The organism is Pseudomonas sp. R1-1, assembly GCF_051132135.1.
GTDB lineage: Bacteria > Pseudomonadota > Gammaproteobacteria > Pseudomonadales > Pseudomonadaceae > Aquipseudomonas.
The window spans coordinates 2,799,645-2,818,378 of the sequence record NZ_CP071663.1 but is presented as its reverse complement, the minus strand read 5'-3'; the positions used below and the strand labels follow the sequence as shown (position 1 = coordinate 2,818,378).

General features: G+C 64.5%; 7 protein-coding genes. 4 read left to right on the top strand and 3 right to left on the bottom strand.

Going from position 1 to position 18,734, the window contains the following annotated elements:
* The first annotated feature begins 437 nt into the window (after positions 1–437).
* Genes J3P75_RS12795 through J3P75_RS12780 form a run of 4 tightly spaced genes read left to right on the top strand, consistent with a single transcriptional unit; the run spans position 438 to position 17,001 of the window.
* Complete coding sequence (locus J3P75_RS12795; protein WP_434710889.1) at positions 438–12,167, top strand: BapA/Bap/LapF family large adhesin; 11,730 nt, start codon at positions 438–440, stop codon at positions 12,165–12,167.
* A gap of 45 nt (positions 12,168–12,212) precedes the next feature.
* Positions 12,213–13,649, top strand: a complete 1,437-nt coding sequence (locus tag J3P75_RS12790) for a TolC family outer membrane protein (RefSeq protein ID WP_434710887.1) — start codon at positions 12,213–12,215, stop codon at positions 13,647–13,649.
* On the top strand, positions 13,646–15,808 hold the full coding sequence (locus tag J3P75_RS12785) for a type I secretion system permease/ATPase (RefSeq protein ID WP_434710886.1): 2,163 nt from the start codon (positions 13,646–13,648) through the stop codon (positions 15,806–15,808). The genes J3P75_RS12790 and J3P75_RS12785 overlap by 4 nt, the downstream gene beginning before the upstream one ends.
* Before the next feature lie 5 nt (positions 15,809–15,813).
* A complete protein-coding gene (locus J3P75_RS12780; RefSeq protein WP_434711278.1) occupies positions 15,814–17,001 on the top strand; it encodes an HlyD family type I secretion periplasmic adaptor subunit in 1,188 nt (395 codons plus the stop codon).
* On the opposite strand, the gene J3P75_RS12775 is transcribed toward J3P75_RS12780, so the two are convergent.
* The 3 genes from J3P75_RS12775 to J3P75_RS12765 form a co-directional block, all read right to left on the bottom strand.
* The gene (locus J3P75_RS12775) at positions 17,002–17,505 is read right to left on the bottom strand and encodes a trypsin-like peptidase domain-containing protein (RefSeq protein WP_434597919.1); all 504 of its coding nucleotides are present in this window, start codon (positions 17,503–17,505) and stop codon (positions 17,002–17,004) included. It lies immediately after the preceding gene.
* 375 nt (positions 17,506–17,880) lie between these two features.
* The gene (locus J3P75_RS12770) at positions 17,881–18,240 is read right to left on the bottom strand and encodes a DUF6124 family protein (RefSeq protein WP_090283069.1); all 360 of its coding nucleotides are present in this window, start codon (positions 18,238–18,240) and stop codon (positions 17,881–17,883) included.
* Positions 18,241–18,361: 121 nt separating this feature from the next.
* Complete coding sequence (locus tag J3P75_RS12765) at positions 18,362–18,733, bottom strand: DUF6124 family protein (RefSeq protein WP_434710884.1); 372 nt, start codon at positions 18,731–18,733, stop codon at positions 18,362–18,364.
* Between the last annotated feature and the right edge of the window lies 1 nt (position 18,734).

Here is an 18,734-nt window from a genome sequence, read left to right as displayed (position 1 = left end):
ATGAAATTGCATGCAATCAAAAAAACTCACCTGCTGCGTAAACCCAGGATGACCCGGTTTTCCTGTACAACCACTGACACGCCATTAAATCCATGGAATTAATTCTTTCGAATTGAGTCCGGCCTCAAACCGTATGACTGATCGGCAGAGTTTAATATCGAGTAGCCATTACCCACTTCCCGCTCTCGATTCCAGATCCTCGGAAGTTTGCTGAACACGTCATGACCGACACATTTTGTTGCATCGGCAAAACGGTTGGATCCAACGTTCCGACAAACGGCAACGGGCTAATTAACGTTTGTTTTCAAAATCTTAATAACCCTCATTTTCATTGTACGAATTATCCGTCAGATAACAGACGCCCCCCATCCCCACTCCCAATCTATGGTTCTCCCTATAGCCGTGGCCATACGCCGATGCACTAACAGGGAGTAGTAATGGACAACATCGTTATCGCCGACAAAGCCAGTTCTCAACTCACCGCGCAGAACTGGGGTAACGTTCAGCTCAATCAGCCTTCAGTTGTACAAATTCCGGCCCGGCCCGAACAACTGGCTTCAACCAGTCGCAGCGGTCAGGATTTGATCCTGAATCTGAAGTCTGGGGAGCAGATCAAAATCACCAATTTCTTTGTCACTAGCCCCGACGGTGTTACTAACGACATCGTGTTCCAGGGTGATGACGCCACGCTGTGGCAGGCGCGCTACAACGCAGAACCCTTCAATGGCTTTACCTTCGACGAAATCGGCTCGCTCGACGAGTTGATCGCCGGTGTCGGCGTGGTTGATGGCGCGACACCTGCCTGGGCGATTGCCGGGCTGGGTCTGTTGGGCGCGGGCGGCGCAGCTGCGGCAGCAGGCGGCGGTGGTGGCGGAGGTGGTGGTGGTAGCGGTGGCGGTAACGGCGATGCGACGCCGCCCGCCCCGGCCACCGGTCTGAGTTTGTCAGCCGATGGCCGCGTGTTGAGTGGATTCGGCGAAGCCGGCAGTGTGGTTCAAATACGCGATGCGGCCGGCAATCTGCTGGGTTCCGGCACCGTCGGTGCTGACGGACGATTTCAGGTTGACCTGAACACCCCGCAAACCAACGGCCAACCCCTCGATGTGACGCTGACTGACGGTGCGGGCAATGTGTCCACACCGGGCACGGTGACCGCGCCGGACACCACTGCGCCCATAGCTCCTGCCAATCTCAGCGTGAGCGCCGATGGCACGCAGCTCAGCGGCAGCGGTGAAGCCGGCGCGACCATTCAGGTGCGCGCAGCCGATGGCAGCCTGTTGGGCAGCGCCGTGGTGGCGGCAGATGGCACCTTCAGCGTCACGCTCAGCCCGGCGCAAACCGGCGGTCAATCGCTGACCGTCAATGCCGTCGATGCGGCCGGAAATATCTCCACGGGCGCGACGGCCAGCGCACCGGCAATCGTCGAACCGCAGACGCCCGCCAATCTCGGTCTGAGCAGTGACGGCAGCCAGCTCAGCGGTACTGCAAGGGCCGGCACCACGGTTGAAGTACGGGCCGTCAATGGCGACGTGCTCGGGCGTGCTACGGTCGGTGCTGACGGCAGCTTTACGGTGACGCTCAGCCCGGCGCAAGCCAACGGCGAAGTCATCACCGTCATCGCGCTCAATAGCGTCGGCGCGCAATCGCCTGCGGTGACATTCAACGCACCGGACATCACCGGTCCGGCTGCCGCAACGGATGTGTCCGTCAGCAGCGACGGCCTGTCTGTCAGCGGCCGCGGTGAGCCCGGCAGCACGGTCAGTGTCACCAATGCTCAAGGCAGCGTGCTCGGCACGGCCCTGGTCGCGGCGGACGGCTCGTTTACGGTGCAACTCAACGCGGCACAAATCGACGGTGAAGCACTCAGTGTGCAGCTCACCGACGCCGCAGCCAATCCTTCGCCCGCAGTGACTGTCATCGCAGTCGACCTAGACGGCTTGACGCAGCCCAGCGACATCGTTTTGAGCGTGAATGGCGCGCAAATGAAAGGCCGCGGCCAGGTCGGGTCCACCGTGACCGTGCGTGATGCCAACGGCAACGTGCTCGGCTCCGCTGTGGTCGGCGCCGACGGCACCTTCGCCGTGCAATTAAGCCCGCCACAAAACAACGGCGAAACCCTGCAGATCAGCGCCAGCGATGGCGCGGGCAATACCTCCGCCCCGCTGACCTATGTAACGGCTGACACCCAAGGCCCGGCGCCACTGACGGGCGTCACCCTGGATAACCAGGGGCAGACGCTGTCCGGTCAGGGTGAGGCCGGCGCGGCCATCACCGTGCGCGATCCGGCGGGCAATATCATCGGCACCGGCACGGTCGGCATCGACGGCAATTTCTCCCTCAACCTCTCGACGCCGCAGACCGACGCGCAACAACTGCAAGTGATCCAGACCGACGCCGACGGCAACCCATCGGCGCCGATCAACGTCACTGCGCCCGATCTGACGGTACCGGTTGCGGTCTCCGATGTAGACATTTCCGCTAACGGCGCAGTGGTCACCGGGAACGGTCAGCCCGGCGCCACCGTGACCGTCACCGACGCCGGCGGCGTGGTCCTGGGAACCGTTGTAGTCGGCAGCGATGGCCGCTTTGAGATCAGTCTTTCCACGCCGCAAACCAACGGCCAGAATTTGAACGTCGTGCAGACTGATGCCTCGACGTCGGCTTCGCCGGCGGTGCCGGTTCAGGCGCCCGATATTCAGGCTCCCGGCGCACCGGCGAATCTGGTGCTGGATCCGACGGGCAGCACACTCACAGGCACCGGCGAGCCCGGCGCCACGGTGTCGGTCAAGGATCTGGCCGGCAACACGCTGGGCAGCGCGATCGTCGACGGCAACGGTGGATTTTCGGTGTCGTTGAACAGTCCGCAAACCAACGGTCAGCCGCTGCAAGTCAGCCAATCGGATGGTGTAAACGTTTCCCCTAGCACCCCACTGACCGCGGCCGACACCACCGCACCGCTGGCCCCTGACAATCTGGTGCTCAACAGCAATGGCGTAACACTGACCGGTACCGGCCAGGCCGGAAGCACCGTCACCGTCACCGCGCCGGATGGCTCGGTGCTCGGCACCACGCTGGTGGCCAGCAACGGCAGCTTTACCGTCAACCTCAGCCCGGCGCAACTTGACGGCCAGGTGCTCAGCGTCATTCAGACTGATGCGAGCACCCTGCCCTCGCCGGCCACGCCGGTCACCGCACCGGACGTCACCGCCCCACCAGTGCCGACCGGGTTAACCATCGACCCGGCGGGTGCCACGGTCAGCGGCACCACGCAGCCGAACAATACCGTCCAGGTGCTCGACGCGAATGGCAACGTCATCGGCACCGCGACCGCTGACGGCACGGGCGCTTTCACGGTCAACCTCGATACGGCCCAGACCAATGGCGAAGCCCTGCAAGTGGTGGTGTCGGACGGCACCAACGCTTCATTGCCGGGCGCTGTCACTGCACCGGATGACACCCCACCGGCGCCGGTCAGTGATCTGGCGCTCAACCCGGCAGGCAATCAAGTGTCGGGCCTCGCCGAGCCCGGCACCTTGGTCACCGTGAGCATCCCCGGCGGTGGCACGGTGTTGGGCACCGCGACGGCGGGTGCGGATGGCCGCTTCGTGGTGACCCTGAGTCCACCGGCCGAGCCTGGCGGTAATCTGGAAGTGATCAGCACTGACGGCGGCGGCAACGATTCGCCGGCCGTTCCGCTGGCAGGTCTCGACGGTAGCCAGGTCGCGACTCCGACCGATCTCGCCTTGAGCTCCGACGGTTTTACCCTGACCGGCGCGGGAACGCCTGGTTGCACAGTGACCGTGACCAACAGCAACGGCGATGTGCTCGGGTCAGGCCTGATCAATGAGTTCGGCCGTTTCACCTTGTTGCTCAGTGCCAAGCAGATCAACGCGCAAATATTGCAAGTCACCGCCACCAGCCCTGACGGCGATGTCTCGGTGCCGGGCACGGTAACGGCGGCCGATGGCACGCCACCCGAGGCGGTGAGCAATCTTGTGTTGAACGCCAACGGCAGTGCGCTGACCGGGCGTGGCGAAGCCGGCGCGACCGTCACCGTCACCGACAGCAACGGCACGGTGTTGGGCACCGCACTGGTTGCAGGCAATGGCAGCTTCAGCCTGACGCTGACACCGGCGCAACTCAATGGCCAGGCGCTCACCGTGATCCAGAGCGACGCCGCCGGCAACCCGTCGCAGCCTGCCAGCCTTATCGCCACCGATCTGCAGCCGCCCGCCGCCGCAACCGGCGTCACCATCAACGATGTCGGCACCGTGGTCAAAGGCCAGGGGGAAGCGGGCAGCACCGTAACCGTGCGCGATGCCGCCGGCAATGTTTTGGCCACCGGTGTGGTCGATCAGAGCGGCAATTTCCAGGTCACCCTGCCCAACGCGCAGACCGCCGGCGAGACCCTGCAAGTCACCCTGACCGATGCCAACGGCAACACTTCCACCGCTACCGGTGTGCTCACGATTGACGGCACCCCGCCCGCCGCCGTGCAGAACCCACTGATCAGCGCCGACGGCACTACGCTCAGCGGCACTGGCGAAGTCGGTGCGACGGTCAACGTCACCAACGCCAGCGGCACGCTGTTGGGCAGCACTGTGGTCGGCGCCGACGGTTCGTTCAGCGTAACGCTGGCGCCCGCGCCCACCAACGGTGAAGCGTTGGCGATCAGCCAGTCCGATGCGGCCGGCAATGTCTCGCCATCGACCAGCCTCAACGCGCCCGACATCAGTCCTCCGGCTGCCCTGACGCAGGTCGTGGTGAATGCCGATGGCGTGACCGTAACCGGTCATGGCGAGCCTGGCGCCACTGTGTCTGTGCGTAGCGCCGACGGCACGGTGCTCGGTACCGCGCAGGTGGGAAGCGGCGGCGCATTCAGCGTCACCCTGAGCACGCCACAGCTGAATGCCGAAGTGCTGACGGTCACCCAGGAAGACCCGCCGGGCAACGTCTCCACGGCCGTCGAAGTGATCGCGGTCGATCTGACCCCACCGGCCATTCCGAGCGGGCTGACCTTGAACGCCGCCGGCGTACAACTGGCCGGTAATGCCGAAGCCGGTAGCACGGTCACCGTGCGCGACAGCCAGGGCAACCTCCTCGGCACCACCACCGCCGCCGCCAATGGCACGTTCCAGGTGACGCTCAATAGCGCACAAGCCAACGGCCAGTCGCTGAACGTCACGGCTACGGACGCGGCGGGCAATCCGTCCGCTCCGGCCATCGTCAACGCCGCCGACACCACGGCGCCCGTGGCGGCGAACGATCTGGCGGTGAGCGCCAACGGTGCGACGTTGACCGGTATCGGTGAAGTCGGCGCCAGCGTCGAAGTGCGTGACGCAGGCGGCGCTCTGTTGGGTACCGCGACTGTCGGCAATAACGGCAATTTCAGCATCACTTTGTCGCCGGTGGCAGTCGCCGGTTCGACGCTTTCCGTTGTGCAGATCGATGCCGCCGGCAATTCCGGCCCGGCGACTCCAGTGACGGCACCGGGCAATCTGGCGGAAAGCGCGCCAACCAATCTGGCTCTCAGCGCCGATGGTCTGACCCTGACCGGCTCCGCCACCGCTGGCAGCACCGTGAGCATTCGCAATGCCTCGGGTGCGTTGCTCGGCAGCGCCGTGGTGGCGGCCAACGGTAGCTTCAGCGTTACGCTAAATATTGCGCAACTCAACGGCGAGCAATTGTCTGCCGTGGCGACATCGACCACGGGGATCAACTCGTCCCCTACCGACTACACCGCGGCCGACATCGCCGCGCCGACGCCACTCAGCGAACTCAGCCTCGCGCCAAACGGCGTCGCCCTCACCGGACGCGGTGAAGCCGGCGCCACGGTGACCGTGCTCGGCACTGGCGGCGTCGTCCTCGGCAGCGCGGTGGTGGCGGTCAACGGCACCTTCAGCGTGACCCTCAACCCGGCGCAAACCTCGGGCCAGACCCTGAGCCTGAGTCAGGCCGATGCCGCTGGCAATGAATCCAACAGCGTCAACCTGATCGCCCCGGACCTGCTCGCGCCCAACCCACCCGCTGCACTGGCAGTCAGCAATGACGGCAGTGTGTTGACCGGCACCGGTGAGGCCGGTACCACGGTCAGCGTGTTCAACGCTGCGGGTACGCTGGTCGGCACCGGCACCGTGAGCATTGACGGCAGCTTTGCGATCACCCTGACCACGCCGCAAGCCAACGGCCAGGCGTTGACCGTGTCGCTGACCGACGCAGCAGGCAACACCTCGGCGGCGACACCGTTCACCGCGGTCGACAGCACGCCGCCTGCGGCCGTGGCGCAACTGGGCATCAGCGGCGACGGCGCGACCTTGACCGGGCGCGGCGAACCGGGCGCGCAGGTGCGGGTCATCGACAGTGACGGCAATGTGCTTGGCACTGCACTGGTCAGCCCGACCGGCACCTTTACCCTGACGCTGACCCCGGCGCTGAGCAATGCCGAAGTGATCAGCGTGGTGCAGGCCGACGCGGCGGGCAACGACTCGCCTGCGGTGAGCCTGACCACCCCCGACTTCACCCCCCCTGACCCGCTGGCCAACGTCAACATCAACAGCTCAGGCGCGCTGGTCACCGGCACCGGCGAACCCGGCGCGACCGTGACCGTGCGTGATGCCAATGGCACCTTGCTCGGCACCAGCGTAGTCCTCGCTGACGGCTCGTTCAGCGTGACGCTGAACCCGCCGCAGATCAACGAACAGATCCTCAACGTTCAGCAGGCCGATCCACCCGGCAACGTCAGCGCCCCGGTGCCGGTCACCGCCCCGGACCTGACCCCGCCCGCCACGCCTGCGGATCTGCAGATCAATGTCGCTGGCGACGTGCTCACTGGTCGTGGCGAAGCCGGTGCCGAGGTCAGCGTGACCTTGGCCGATGGCACGGTGTTGGGCACCGGCACGGTCGGCAGTGACGGTCTGTTCCAGATCACCCTTTCACCCGCGCAGACCAATGGCGAAACTATTTTCGTCGAGCTCGCAGATGCTGCCGGCAACACCTCGCCTGCCGGCACCCTGGTGGCCGCCGACAGCACGCCGCCAGCGGCACTGACCGATGTGGCGATCGATGCCAGTGGCAGCCTGATCACCGGCTCCGGCGCGGCGGGTTCGCAAGTGGTGGTTACCAACGCGGTCGGCACCATCGTCGGCACCGGCACGGTCGCGGCGGACGGCAGTTTCAGCGTGACCCTCAATCAGCCGCTGCTCAACGGCGAAGCCCTGTCGGTCATCCAGCGCGATGCCGCGGGCAACCCTTCGCCCGTAGCGCCGGTTACCGCGCCCGACGTCACCGCACCGGCTGCCCCTACCGAGCTGCAACTTACGGCTAATGGTTTGACGCTGACCGGCAACGGTGAAGCCGGCGCCACCGTGCGCGTGCTCAGCGCGACCGGCACGGTGCTGGGCTCGGCAACCGTGGCCGCCAATGGCACCTTCAGCGTGACCCTCAACCCCGCGCAAGTGAACGGCGAGCAGTTGAGCGTCAATCAGACGGATCAGACCTCGAACACTTCCCCCACCGCGCCGTTGCAGGCGGGCGATACCACCGTTCCACTGGAAGTCGCCGACCTCAATGTCAGCCAGGACGGCCTGATCGTGACCGGCACCGGCGAGCCTGGGGCGCTCGTCACCGTGCGCGACGGCGCGGTGATACTTGGCACCGCGACAGTGGCCGCCGACGGCAATTTCAGCGTGACGTTGTCCGCGGCGCAACTCGATGGCCGCACGCTGTCCGTAGTTCAGGCCGACGCGAAAAACAACCTGTCCGAACCCGCCCTTGTCGACGCGCCAGACAGCACCGCGCCGCTCGCACCGACCGTCACATCGTTGACCGCCAACGGCGTTTCGCTCACCGGGACTGCCGAAGCCGGCAGCACCGTGACGGTGTTGTCGGCCACTGGCACCGTGCTGGGCACTGCTGTGGCGTTGGGCAACGGCACTTACACGGTCACGCTCAACCCGGCCCAGACCAACGGCCAGGTGTTGTCGGTGATCGCGACCGATGAGGCGCTGAACGTATCACCAGCGCTGTCCTTCCCGGTGCCGGATATCACGGATCCGGATGCCGTCACCGGCCTGACCATCAGCGGCGACCTGAGCCAACTCGCCGGGCGTGGTGAAGCCGGGGCCAGCGTCGAGGTGACCGACGCGCTCGGCACTGTCGTCGGCACTGGCACGGTCGCGGCCAACGGTACGTTCCTGGTCACCCTGACGCCGGGCATCACGGCCGGCCAGGTGTTGACTGTCATTCAGACGGACGCGGCCAATAATGTTTCCGCCGATGCCATCCTGAACGTACCGGCGGTTCCGGCGCCGGATGCACCGGGCAATCTGCTCTTGTCGGGCGATGGCGCGACGCTGACCGGCACCGCGGCAATCGGCACCACCATCAACGTTTTCGGCGCTGACAACAGCCTGATCGGCACCGGCATCACCGGTCCGGATGGCACGTTCAATGTCGTGCTGACGCCTGCGCAAACCAATGGCCAGAGCCTTGAGGTCACTGCCAACACGCCGCTGGGCGGCGTTTCGCTGCCCACCGAAATCAGCGCCGACGACACCTCGGCACCCGCGCCACTCAGCGATCTGGCAGTGAATGCCAGCGGCACACTGGTCAGCGGTCGCGGCGAAGTGGGCGCAACGGTGCGGATCACCGGCGCGGGCGGCGTGTTGTTGGGTGAAGCGGTGGTTGGGGCGAATGGCACGTTCAGCGCACAACTGAATGCGCCGCAGGTCAACGGCCAGCTACTCAATGCTACACAGACCGATGCGGCCCTCAACACCTCGCCGACGCTTCCGGTCACGGCGCCCGACTCTACCGCCCCGGCGGCACCGACCGCGCTGCTGCTCAGCGGCGGCGGTCTGGTGCTGAGCGGGCTCGGTGAAGCCGGTGCCCTCGTCACAGTGCGCGGCGCTGGCGGCACGGTGCTGGGTACCGCGACGGTGGCGGGCAACGGCACGTTCTCGGTGACCTTGTCCACGGCGCAACTCAACGGCCAGCAATTGAGCGTCAGCCAGAGCGATGCGGCGGGCAACATTTCGCCGTCAACCAACCTCAACGTCGCCGACACCACAGCGCCGGCTGGATTGAGCAATGTGACCCTGAACGGCACCGGGCTGGCGGTCAGCGGCACGGGTGAAGCCGGCGCCACGGTCAGCGTGACCAACGCCGCCGGGACGGTGCTCGGTACTGCGGTGGTCAATGCCGGCGGCACCTTCACCGTGCAACTGTCCAGTGCCCAGCTCAACGGTCAACAGCTCAACGTTCAACAGGCAGACCCGACGGGCAATCTGTCGCCAGTGTTCAACCTGACCGCCAACGACACCCAGGCACCGCTCGCAGCGACCGGTCTGGCGCTGGCCGACAATGGCCTGACCGTGAGTGGCACTGGCGAAGCCGGCGCGACGGTCAATGTCTACGGCCCGGGCGGCGCGCTGCTCGGCAACAGCACCGTGGGCAGCGGCGGCACGTTCAGCTTCAACTTGAACAGCGCGCAACTGGACGGCCAACTGCTGACCGTGCGCCTGGTCGACCCGGCCGGCAACCTCTCGCCGAACGCCAGCCTGACAGCGCCGGACATTACAGCGCCCGGTGCGCCGACCGGCGTCAGCGTCAATGGCAGCGGCACCCTGCTCACCGGCATCGGTGTGCCCGGCGCGACCATCAGTGTGCGTGGCGTCGGCGGCGTGGTGCTCGGCACCGCGACCGTCGCGGCCAACGGCAGCTTCTCGGTGGTGCTGGCTTCGGCGCAGATCAACAGCCAGGTGCTCAGCGTCACCCAGGCAGACCCGAGCGGCAACGTCTCGGCAGCGGCGAGCGCCACCGCGCCCGACCTGACGCCGCCCACCGCCGCTACGGCGCTGCTGGTCGGCGCCGACGGTCTAACCGTCACGGGCACAGGTGAGGCCGGCGCAACCGTCACCATCAAGTCGGCCAGCGGCACCGTGCTCGGCACCGGCACGGTCAACAACCTCGGGGTGTTCAGCATTGTCCTGAACAGCGCGCAGATCAACGGCGAAAAACTCACCGTCAACCTCAGCGATGCGCGTGGCAACGTCTCGGTTGCCGCGAATGTCACGGCGCCGGATATCGACGTCAACGCACCGGTGGTGGCCAGCGATAACCTTGCCGTCGGCACCGTCACCCTAGCCCCGGCCACCGCGTCGCAGACCTTCAACGACTCGTTCACCACGCTGCTGGCCGGCTTCTCGAAAACCTTCACCTTCACCGTGGCCGGCGGCACGCGGCTTGATCCAACCCTGACGTTGACCACCAACAGCCTGATTTCGCTGCTCGACGGCGTGGTCTATACATTGCAGGTGAAGAATGCCAGCGGCACCTGGGTCACCCTGGACGTCAACGGCAGCAGCGGTCTGCTCGACCTGATTGCCCTCACCGGGCAAGGCGTGCGCGTCGACATTGGTAACTTGCTGTCAGGCGACTACCGGTTGACCGTGTCGAGCACCGGCATCGGCGTGCTGACCACGGTCAACACGCAACTGCAACTGGACGTCAGCAGCCTGACCCAGTTCAACGGCATCGCCGGGCCTGCGGTGACCGGCAACGTCATCACCAACGTCGGCGTCGATGGCACCGCCGACCAGACCGGCCCGGACAACGGCGCGCAATTGCAGATCTTCAAGAACGGCGCCTGGGTCAGCGCCGGGGCCGGCACCACGGTGCAGGGGTTGTACGGCACGCTGACCATCGACGCCAACGGCAACTACAGCTACAAGCCCAACGGCAGCGTCAGCAGCGTCGGCAAAGTCGACGTGTTCAACTATCAGCTGGTACACCCGAACGGTTTGAGCGACACCGCCAATCTGTACGTGCGCATCGACAGCCCGCAAGCCACCGAAGTGTGGAACGACGCCAACCTCGGCAGCCCGGCGCTGGTGGTCGATGCCACGGCGGACATCGCGTCGACTGACGTCACGTTGGTCAACCGCGAAGTCACCAGCACTTCCGCCCTCGGCACGTTCAACGTGTTGTTGGGCGGTGGCAGCGGCAACTACAACACCGTGGTCGCGGCAGACACCGTCAGCGACCTGACCGTGGTGGTCAACTCGAGCAACCTGCTGGCGCTGCTCGGTTCGATGACGGTGGGCCTGTACAAACTCAACACCGCGACCAACCAGTACGTGCTGGTCAAGAGCTACGGCGGCAACGCGCTGCTCAATCTCGGCGGTGGCAATTACGGGATCAAGTTCGATGATCAGACCGCCGGCACTTATCAGGTGCGGGTGGCGGTCGGCGGCCTCGGCCTGCTGACCAGCGTCAATACCAGCCTGATCAACGTTGCGACCTACACCAACCAGTTTGTGGTCGGCAGCTATACGCCGGTGTCGGGCAACCTGCTCACCGACACCGCGGGCGGCGGCGCCGATGTGCTGGGCTCGGTCTACACCCTGCTCAGTGTGTTGGTCGCTGGCAGTTACGTGGCGCCGGGTTACAACGGCGTCTCGCTGGTCGGCAACTACGGCACGCTGCTGGTGCAGGCCAACGGCAATTACACCTACACGCTCAAGACCGGGCTGACCGATGCAGTGATCGGTCAGGAAGACACCTTCACTTATCAGCTCACTCACCCCAACGGCACGGTCGATACCGCCACGCTGACCATCGACCTGAACAAGGCCGGCGCCTTCGCCAGCACCGCGTTCTCGGCGCTGGCCAGCGATGACCTCGGTCTGGCGCACGCTAGCGGCAGCGAGCTGATCCAGGGCACCGATGGCAACGACACCCTCGACGGTTCGCACGGCGGCGCCGTTACCCTGCAAGGCGGTGCCGGCGACGACACGCTGATCATCGCCGACCAGCAGTTCACCTCGGTCGATGGCGGCAGCGGCACCGACACCCTGCTCTGGGCCGGTGGCGACGTGGCGATCAACCTCGGCGATCTGCAGAGCAAGATCCATAACGTCGAAATCCTCGACCTCAACCATTCCAGTGCGGTGTCACTCACGTTGAACCTCAGCGACCTGCTGGCGATCACTTCCTCTGACAACAACACCCTGCTGATCAAGGGTGATGACAAGGACAGCGTGCACATGACCGATGACTGGGTCGCCGATGGCGCGCAGCAGGCCGACGGCATCGACTATGTTCAATACACGGCACAGGAGGATCCAAGCCACCACTTGTGGGTGCAAAACGGCATTCAAGTCGTCTGAAAAAAGGCAACAGCAACGTCCGTCTCTCAACAGTAAGGGAAGTCTGTGGAGTCAGTTTTTCGCCAGAAATGGCCGGTGGTCTTGCTGACCATCGGCCTCTACCCCGCGTTCACCGTCGACGTTCGCGCCGACGACAATCTCGACAGCAGTTTGCGCAGCATCAGCCCGGCGCAACTGCAACAACCGGCAGGCAATGACCGCCGTCAGCGCCCTGCCCCTGCTTCGCGGGCGTCCGCCAATGTGGACGCTTTGGGCCTGGAACAAGCCGTGCGCCTGGCCGTGGACTGGCACCCTCGGATTGGCGAGGCCATCGGCACGCTGTTCCAGCAAGGCGAAGGTGTCAACGTCGCCGAGTCCGGTTATTACCCGCAGGTCACCGGCGGCATCAAGGGCGGTTACACCAGCGGTTACGGCAGCGATGCCGGCAGCCAGTCAGTGAACATTTCCCTCAAGCAGATGCTCTACGACTTCGGCAAGGTGTCCAGCTCGGTCGACGCTGCCCGCGCCCGGGTGGCGCGCAGTCAGGCCGGGATTTTGCTGGCGATCGATGACGTGGCCCGCGACACCGCCAAGGCCTACATTGAAGTGCAGCGCTATCAACGTCTGCTCGACGTCGCCCGCGAACAGATTCAGGGCATCGGCGGCATCGTCGAGCTGGCCAGGCAACGCAGCGACATGGGCGCCAGCACCCGCTCCGATATGGTTCAGGCGCAGTCCCGGGCCGAAGGCGCGACCGCCACGTTGCAGGAATTCAAAGCGCAATACGCACGCTGGCAAGCCACCCTGACCAGCCTGCTCGGACGGCGTACGCCGCCAGCGGTCAGCGCAGCCGCCGCGCCGACGCTGAGCCAGGCTTGCGATGCCTCGCAAATCTCCGATGCCCTGCCCGCCGTCCTGCAAGCCGCCGCGCAACGCACCCAAGCCCAGGCGGAACTGGCGCAGGCCAAGGCCGAAGCCTACCCGACCCTGTCGCTGCAACCGTCGGTCAATCAATACCTCGACGACCACTACGACGATCAGAACTCGCGCGCCGATCGCACCCAGGTCGGGATCTTCCTCAACCTCGAAGTGCCGATCTATCAGGGCGGCGCCATCAGCGCGCGCAGCCGCGCCGCCGGGCATGCCTTGACCGCCGCCGACTCGGCCGAAGACTTTGCCCGCCTGCAAGCCCGCCAGGGTCTGGCTGAAGCGCAGGCGCAGACCTCGGGCCTGAACCGGCGGTTGCGCTCGCTGGAATTCCGCCAGACCAGCATCACCGAGGCGCGCATGTTGTATGGCCGCCAATACCTGGAACTGGGCACGCGGCCGCTGCTGGACTTGCTCAACGCCGAGCAGGAAATCCACCAGTCGCGCTTCGATCTGGTCAACACCCAGGCCGATCTGCAACGCCTGCAGATCGATTGCTTCTACAACAGCGGGGCGATTCGCCGGGTCTTCGGCATCGACCACAGCGCCATTCAGAATGTCGAGATCCTGCCATGACCGACGCCAGCATCACTATTCCCGAACCCGTGGCTGCCGAGGCGCGCGAAGATTATTCGCCGTGGCTGGAAGCGGTGCTCAAGGTCGCCCGCCACTACCGCCTCGACGTCTCGCCGGAAAGCGTGCGCCTGGCTTCGGTACACAGCGAAGGCCGCGTCGAAGAAGTCGTCCGGCACATGGCACGGCAGGCCGGGCTCAGCGTCAAGTTCGCGGTGTTCGACAACAAGAGCCTGAGCCGTTGGCGCACGCCGCTGGTGGTGCAGTTGCGCGACGGTCAGGTCGGCGTGCTGGAAAGCATCGGCGAAAACGGCGAACTGGGCATCTGCTTCAGTGGCGATCAAGGCTTGCAGAGCCGGATGGACGCGGCCGTGCTCGCCGAGCAGGCGCTGCGCACGGTGATCTTGCGCCCGACCCAACCCGTGTCCGACGTGCGCACCAACGACTACATCAAGCCCTACGACGAGCACTGGTTCCGTCGCATCGTCCTCACCGACCTGCGGCCGTACACCCAAGTGATGATCGCCTCGCTGGTGGCCAATCTGCTGGGCATGGCCGGCGTGCTGTTTTCCATGCAGGTGTACGACCGGGTGATCCCGGCCGAATCGCTGCCGACTCTGTACGTGTTGTTCGGCGGGGTGATGCTGGCGCTGCTGTTCGATTTCGTCATGCGCATTCTGCGGCTGCGCATCACCGATGTGCTGGGCAAGCGTGCTGACTTGCGGGTGTCCGATCTGGTGTTCGGCCACGCCTTGCGCCTGCGCAATTCCGCCCGGCCGAAGTCCACCGGTTCGTTCATTTCGCAACTGCGCGAGCTGGAGCAGATCCGCGACCTGATTACCTCCAGCACCGCCACGGCGCTGGCCGACATGCCGTTTTTTCTGCTGTTCCTGCTGGTGTTCTATTTGATCGGCGGGCCGCTGGTGCTGATCCCGTTGGTGGCGCTGGTGTTCATGCTGCTGCCGGGGATCATCGCGCAACCGCGTCTGGCCAAACTGGCCAATGCCTCAATGCGCGAAGCCGCGCTGCGCAATGCGATGCTGGTGGAAAGCATTCAGGGCCTTGACGACATCAAGGCGCTGCAGGCCGAGCAGCGTTTCCAGCAACAATGGAATCAATACAACGCCGCCTCGGCGGACAGCAGCCTGCGTTTGCGCACCCTGACCAACAGCCTCGTGGCCTGGACACAGAACGTGCAAGGCGCGGTCTTCGCCGTGGTGATCGTATTCGGCGCGCCGATGGTGATTGCCGGCGACCTGACCACCGGCAGCCTCGTCGCGGCGTCGATTCTGTCGTCACGGATGATGGGGCCGATGGCGCAACTGACCCACGTGCTCACCCGTTGGCAGCAAGCCAAGGTTGCGCTGGAAGGCTTGAACCGGATCATGCAGATGCCGGTGGATCATCCCGAAGGCAGCCAGCGTGTGCACCTGCCGGCGATTCGCGGCGACTACCGGATGCACCAGGCGAGTTTCCGCTACAGCGAAGAATCGGCCCCGGCGCTCAACGCCATCGACCTGACCATCCGCCCCGGCGAGCGCATCGCCCTGCTCGGCCGCAACGGCGCCGGCAAATCGACGCTGCTGCAGGCGCTGGGCGGTGCGATGGATCTGAGCAGCGGCGAAACCACGCTGGACGGCATCGCCTTGGCGCATCTCGATCCGGCCGACCTGCGTCGCGATGTCGGCCTGCTGTCGCAACAGGCGCGGCTGTTTCACGGCACCCTGCACGACAACATAACCCTCGGCGCCGGTCAGGCCAGCGATCAGGAAATCGTCGCCGCGCTGAACGTTACCGGCGCGCTCGAGTTCGTCCGTCAGTTGCCCAAAGGCATGGATCATCTGGTGCTTGAAGGCGGCCTCGGCCTGTCCGGCGGTCAGCGCCAGAGCCTGCTGCTGTCGCGCTTGTTGCTGCGCCAGCCGCAGGTGCTGTTGCTGGACGAACCGACGGCGGCGCTGGATGACGTCACCGAGCGTTTGCTGCTGGAAAAACTCGCGACCTGGACCCAGGGCCGCACGCTGGTGGTCGCCACGCACCGGGTCAGTGTGCTCCAACTGGTCGAGCGGATCATCGTCCTCGATAACGGGCGCATCGTCATTGATGACCATCGCGATGCAGCGCTGGCGCGGTTGCGCGCACCCGGCAAAGGAGTGGCGGTATGAAAACGATGATGACTGACGTGCCGGACCCGATGTCCTACCTCGACGGCCGCGACGAGCGCGCCCTCGCCGGGGGTGCAAAAGTGATCTGGGGCTGCGCGTTGATGCTCGCTTGCTTCATCGCCTGGGCGGCGTGGTTTGAAGTGGTCGAAGTCTCGACCGGCACCGGCAAGGTCGTGCCGAGTTCTCGTGAACAGGTGATCCAGTCGATGGAGGGCGGCATTCTCGAGCAGCTCAATGTCAGCGAAGGCGCCTTGGTCGAACGCGGGCAGATTCTCGCGCAACTGGACCCGGTGAAGAACCAGTCCAACGTCGGCGAAAGCGCGGCCAAGTACCGTGCGGCGCTGGCCAGCGTCAATCGTCTGCAAGCTGAAGTCAGTGAAAAACCACTGACATTCGATCCCTCGCTGCAGGACTTTCCCGAGTTGATCCGCGCCGAAACCGAGCTGTTCCAGACCCGCCGCAAAGGCCTGGCGGAAACCCTCGACGGTATTCAGAGTTCGTTGAAACTGGTGCGCAGCGAACTGGCGATCACCGAAAACCTCGCGAAGATCGGCGCCTCGAGCCGGGTCGAAGTGCTGCGCCTGACCCGCCAGCGCTCCGAGCTGGAATTAAAGGCCACCGAAGCGCGCTCCGATTACATGGTCCGCGCCCGCGAAGATCTGGCCAAAGCCAATGCCGAGGCGCAGATGCTTGAAGCAGTGATCCGGGGTCGCACCGACTCGCTGTCACGCCTGACCCTGCGCTCGCCGGTGCGCGGGATCGTCAAGGACATCGAAGTCAGCACCATCGGCGGCGTGATCGCGCCCAACGGTCAGGTCATGCAGATCGTGCCGCTCGATGAACAACTGCTGATCGAAACGCGCATCTCACCGCGTGACATCGCCTTCATTCATCCGGGCCAGGCGGCCAAGGTCAAGATCACCGCTTACGACTACTCGATCTACGGCAGCCTCGACGGCGAAGTGGTGACGATCTCCCCGGACACGATTCAGGACGAAGCCAAGCCAGAAATTTTCTACTACCGCGTGTTCATCCGCACCGCCTCGGATGAACTGCGCAACAAGGCCGGCAAACGCTTTGCCATCGTCCCCGGGATGATCGCCACGGTGGACATTCGCACCGGCGAAAAAACCGTGCTCGACTACCTGATCAAACCGCTCAACCGCGCCCGCGAAGCGTTGCGCGAACGCTGATCAGCGGCTGGCGAACTTGGTGGTCGGTGGCACGATTGGCGCAAGGCTGGCTTGATAACGCGTCCACTCGCGATTGATTTCCGCGTACGGCAGGAAAATGCTCACGCGCGGTTGATCAAGCAAGTCTTTACGCTTGAGGCGGCTGACGTCATCCCGGGTAAGAAACGCCACGTTGATGCCGACCACCTTGCCGTCGGCGGAAAACACCGGCCCGCCGGACATGCCCTTGGCCAGCGCGCCATTATGAGTGCCGTAAAGCACGTTGCCCTCTTTGACGTCGAGGCGAACCATCGCCGGCAGCGCCTGGCCGGTGCCCTTGACCGACATGTACAGCGAATTGAAGCCCACCGACGTCAGTTCCTCGCCCGGCTTGTAGCCACGCCACGCCGGCACGCTGCCGGCCTTGTGCCGGAAGAACTGCACGTCGGCCTGTCCCTGAAAAACCGCGCCCGACAGGTAAGGAATGTGCTTCACCGTCACGGCGTAATCTTCATTCCATTGCACAGCCGAACCCATCAGCACGTAAGGCAAAGGCGCGCCGGAGTGAACGACAAAGGCTTGGTCTAAAACAGGATCCTGAACAAAAGCGACTGGCATTCCATTGCACCCGCTGAGCAGCATCGACGCTGCAACAAGTGACTTGAGGGGGCGCATTTTCGGCACATCATGTAGTGAGGGAAGGTGCTGCAATATGTCATTGCGCCATTACTTCTGGCAATAGGCTTAGACTACCGTTTGTCTGCCAGCGATATAGTGAGTCAATGATTGGATCCAAGGTTTTAAACCGCGCCGATGGTTGGCATCGAAGTCCGCCAAGAAGCCTCCCATGGTCAGACTCGCCGTGCAGATGGTTGCCTGCCTGCACGGCGAGACGTCGGCTTACTGCGGTGGCACGGCGTTATCCAGCGCCCGGTTCACCGCCAGCTCCCCCAACATGACGATCTGCGCAATGCCCAACAGCGCATTGCGGTTCGACCCTTCCAGCATGCCGGCGAAATTGCCGAGCAAAACAGTCGCCGACGCCAAGGACTCGCTGGCGTTGGCCAGCAAGGTTTCCATGTCGGACTGCGGGTTGATCATGAACAGCTCGTTGGGGCTGTATGGGGTGGCCATGATTTGCGCGGGCACCAGATAATGGTCGAGCGCGCGTTCGGCGGCTTCGTGCAGCTTCTTGGAATCGAACGATTCGTAAGGCGACGCCGGGTCTGTGACTGGCGGCTTGGGAGGTGTCTTGGACATCAGCTGGAACTCCTTGTAAATCCTGCAGGCGGCTTTTGAGCAGGCATCCTGCCTCGCTGTCATGGCCGTAACGACTGGTGGGCACTGAGGGCCTGGCCCTCACCGGGTTGGGCGCGACGTATCAGCTCGGCGTGCGCCGGGCATCCAGTACCCGGTTGACGATGAGCTCGCTGAGCGTGATCACCTGCTGCAGGATCAGCATCGACCGGCGCTGCGGGCTCTCGATGTTGTCGCCGATGTCGCGGGCCATCTCACCGGCGGCCGCCAATGTTTCGCAGGCTTCAACGAGCAACGTTTCTTCATCCACCGTGGGATCAATGAGAAAGATCCTGCCGGTCTTGCGCGACGGGATGGAGGTTTTCAGGGTTTCGGGGTTGAGATAGAAATTGATGGCGCGGTTGGTTGCCTCTTTTATCTTCTGAGGTTCCAGCGCGGGATCGTAGGGGATTGGATCGGCATCGGTTTCTGGAGGGTTGGGCGTTACTTTGAACATT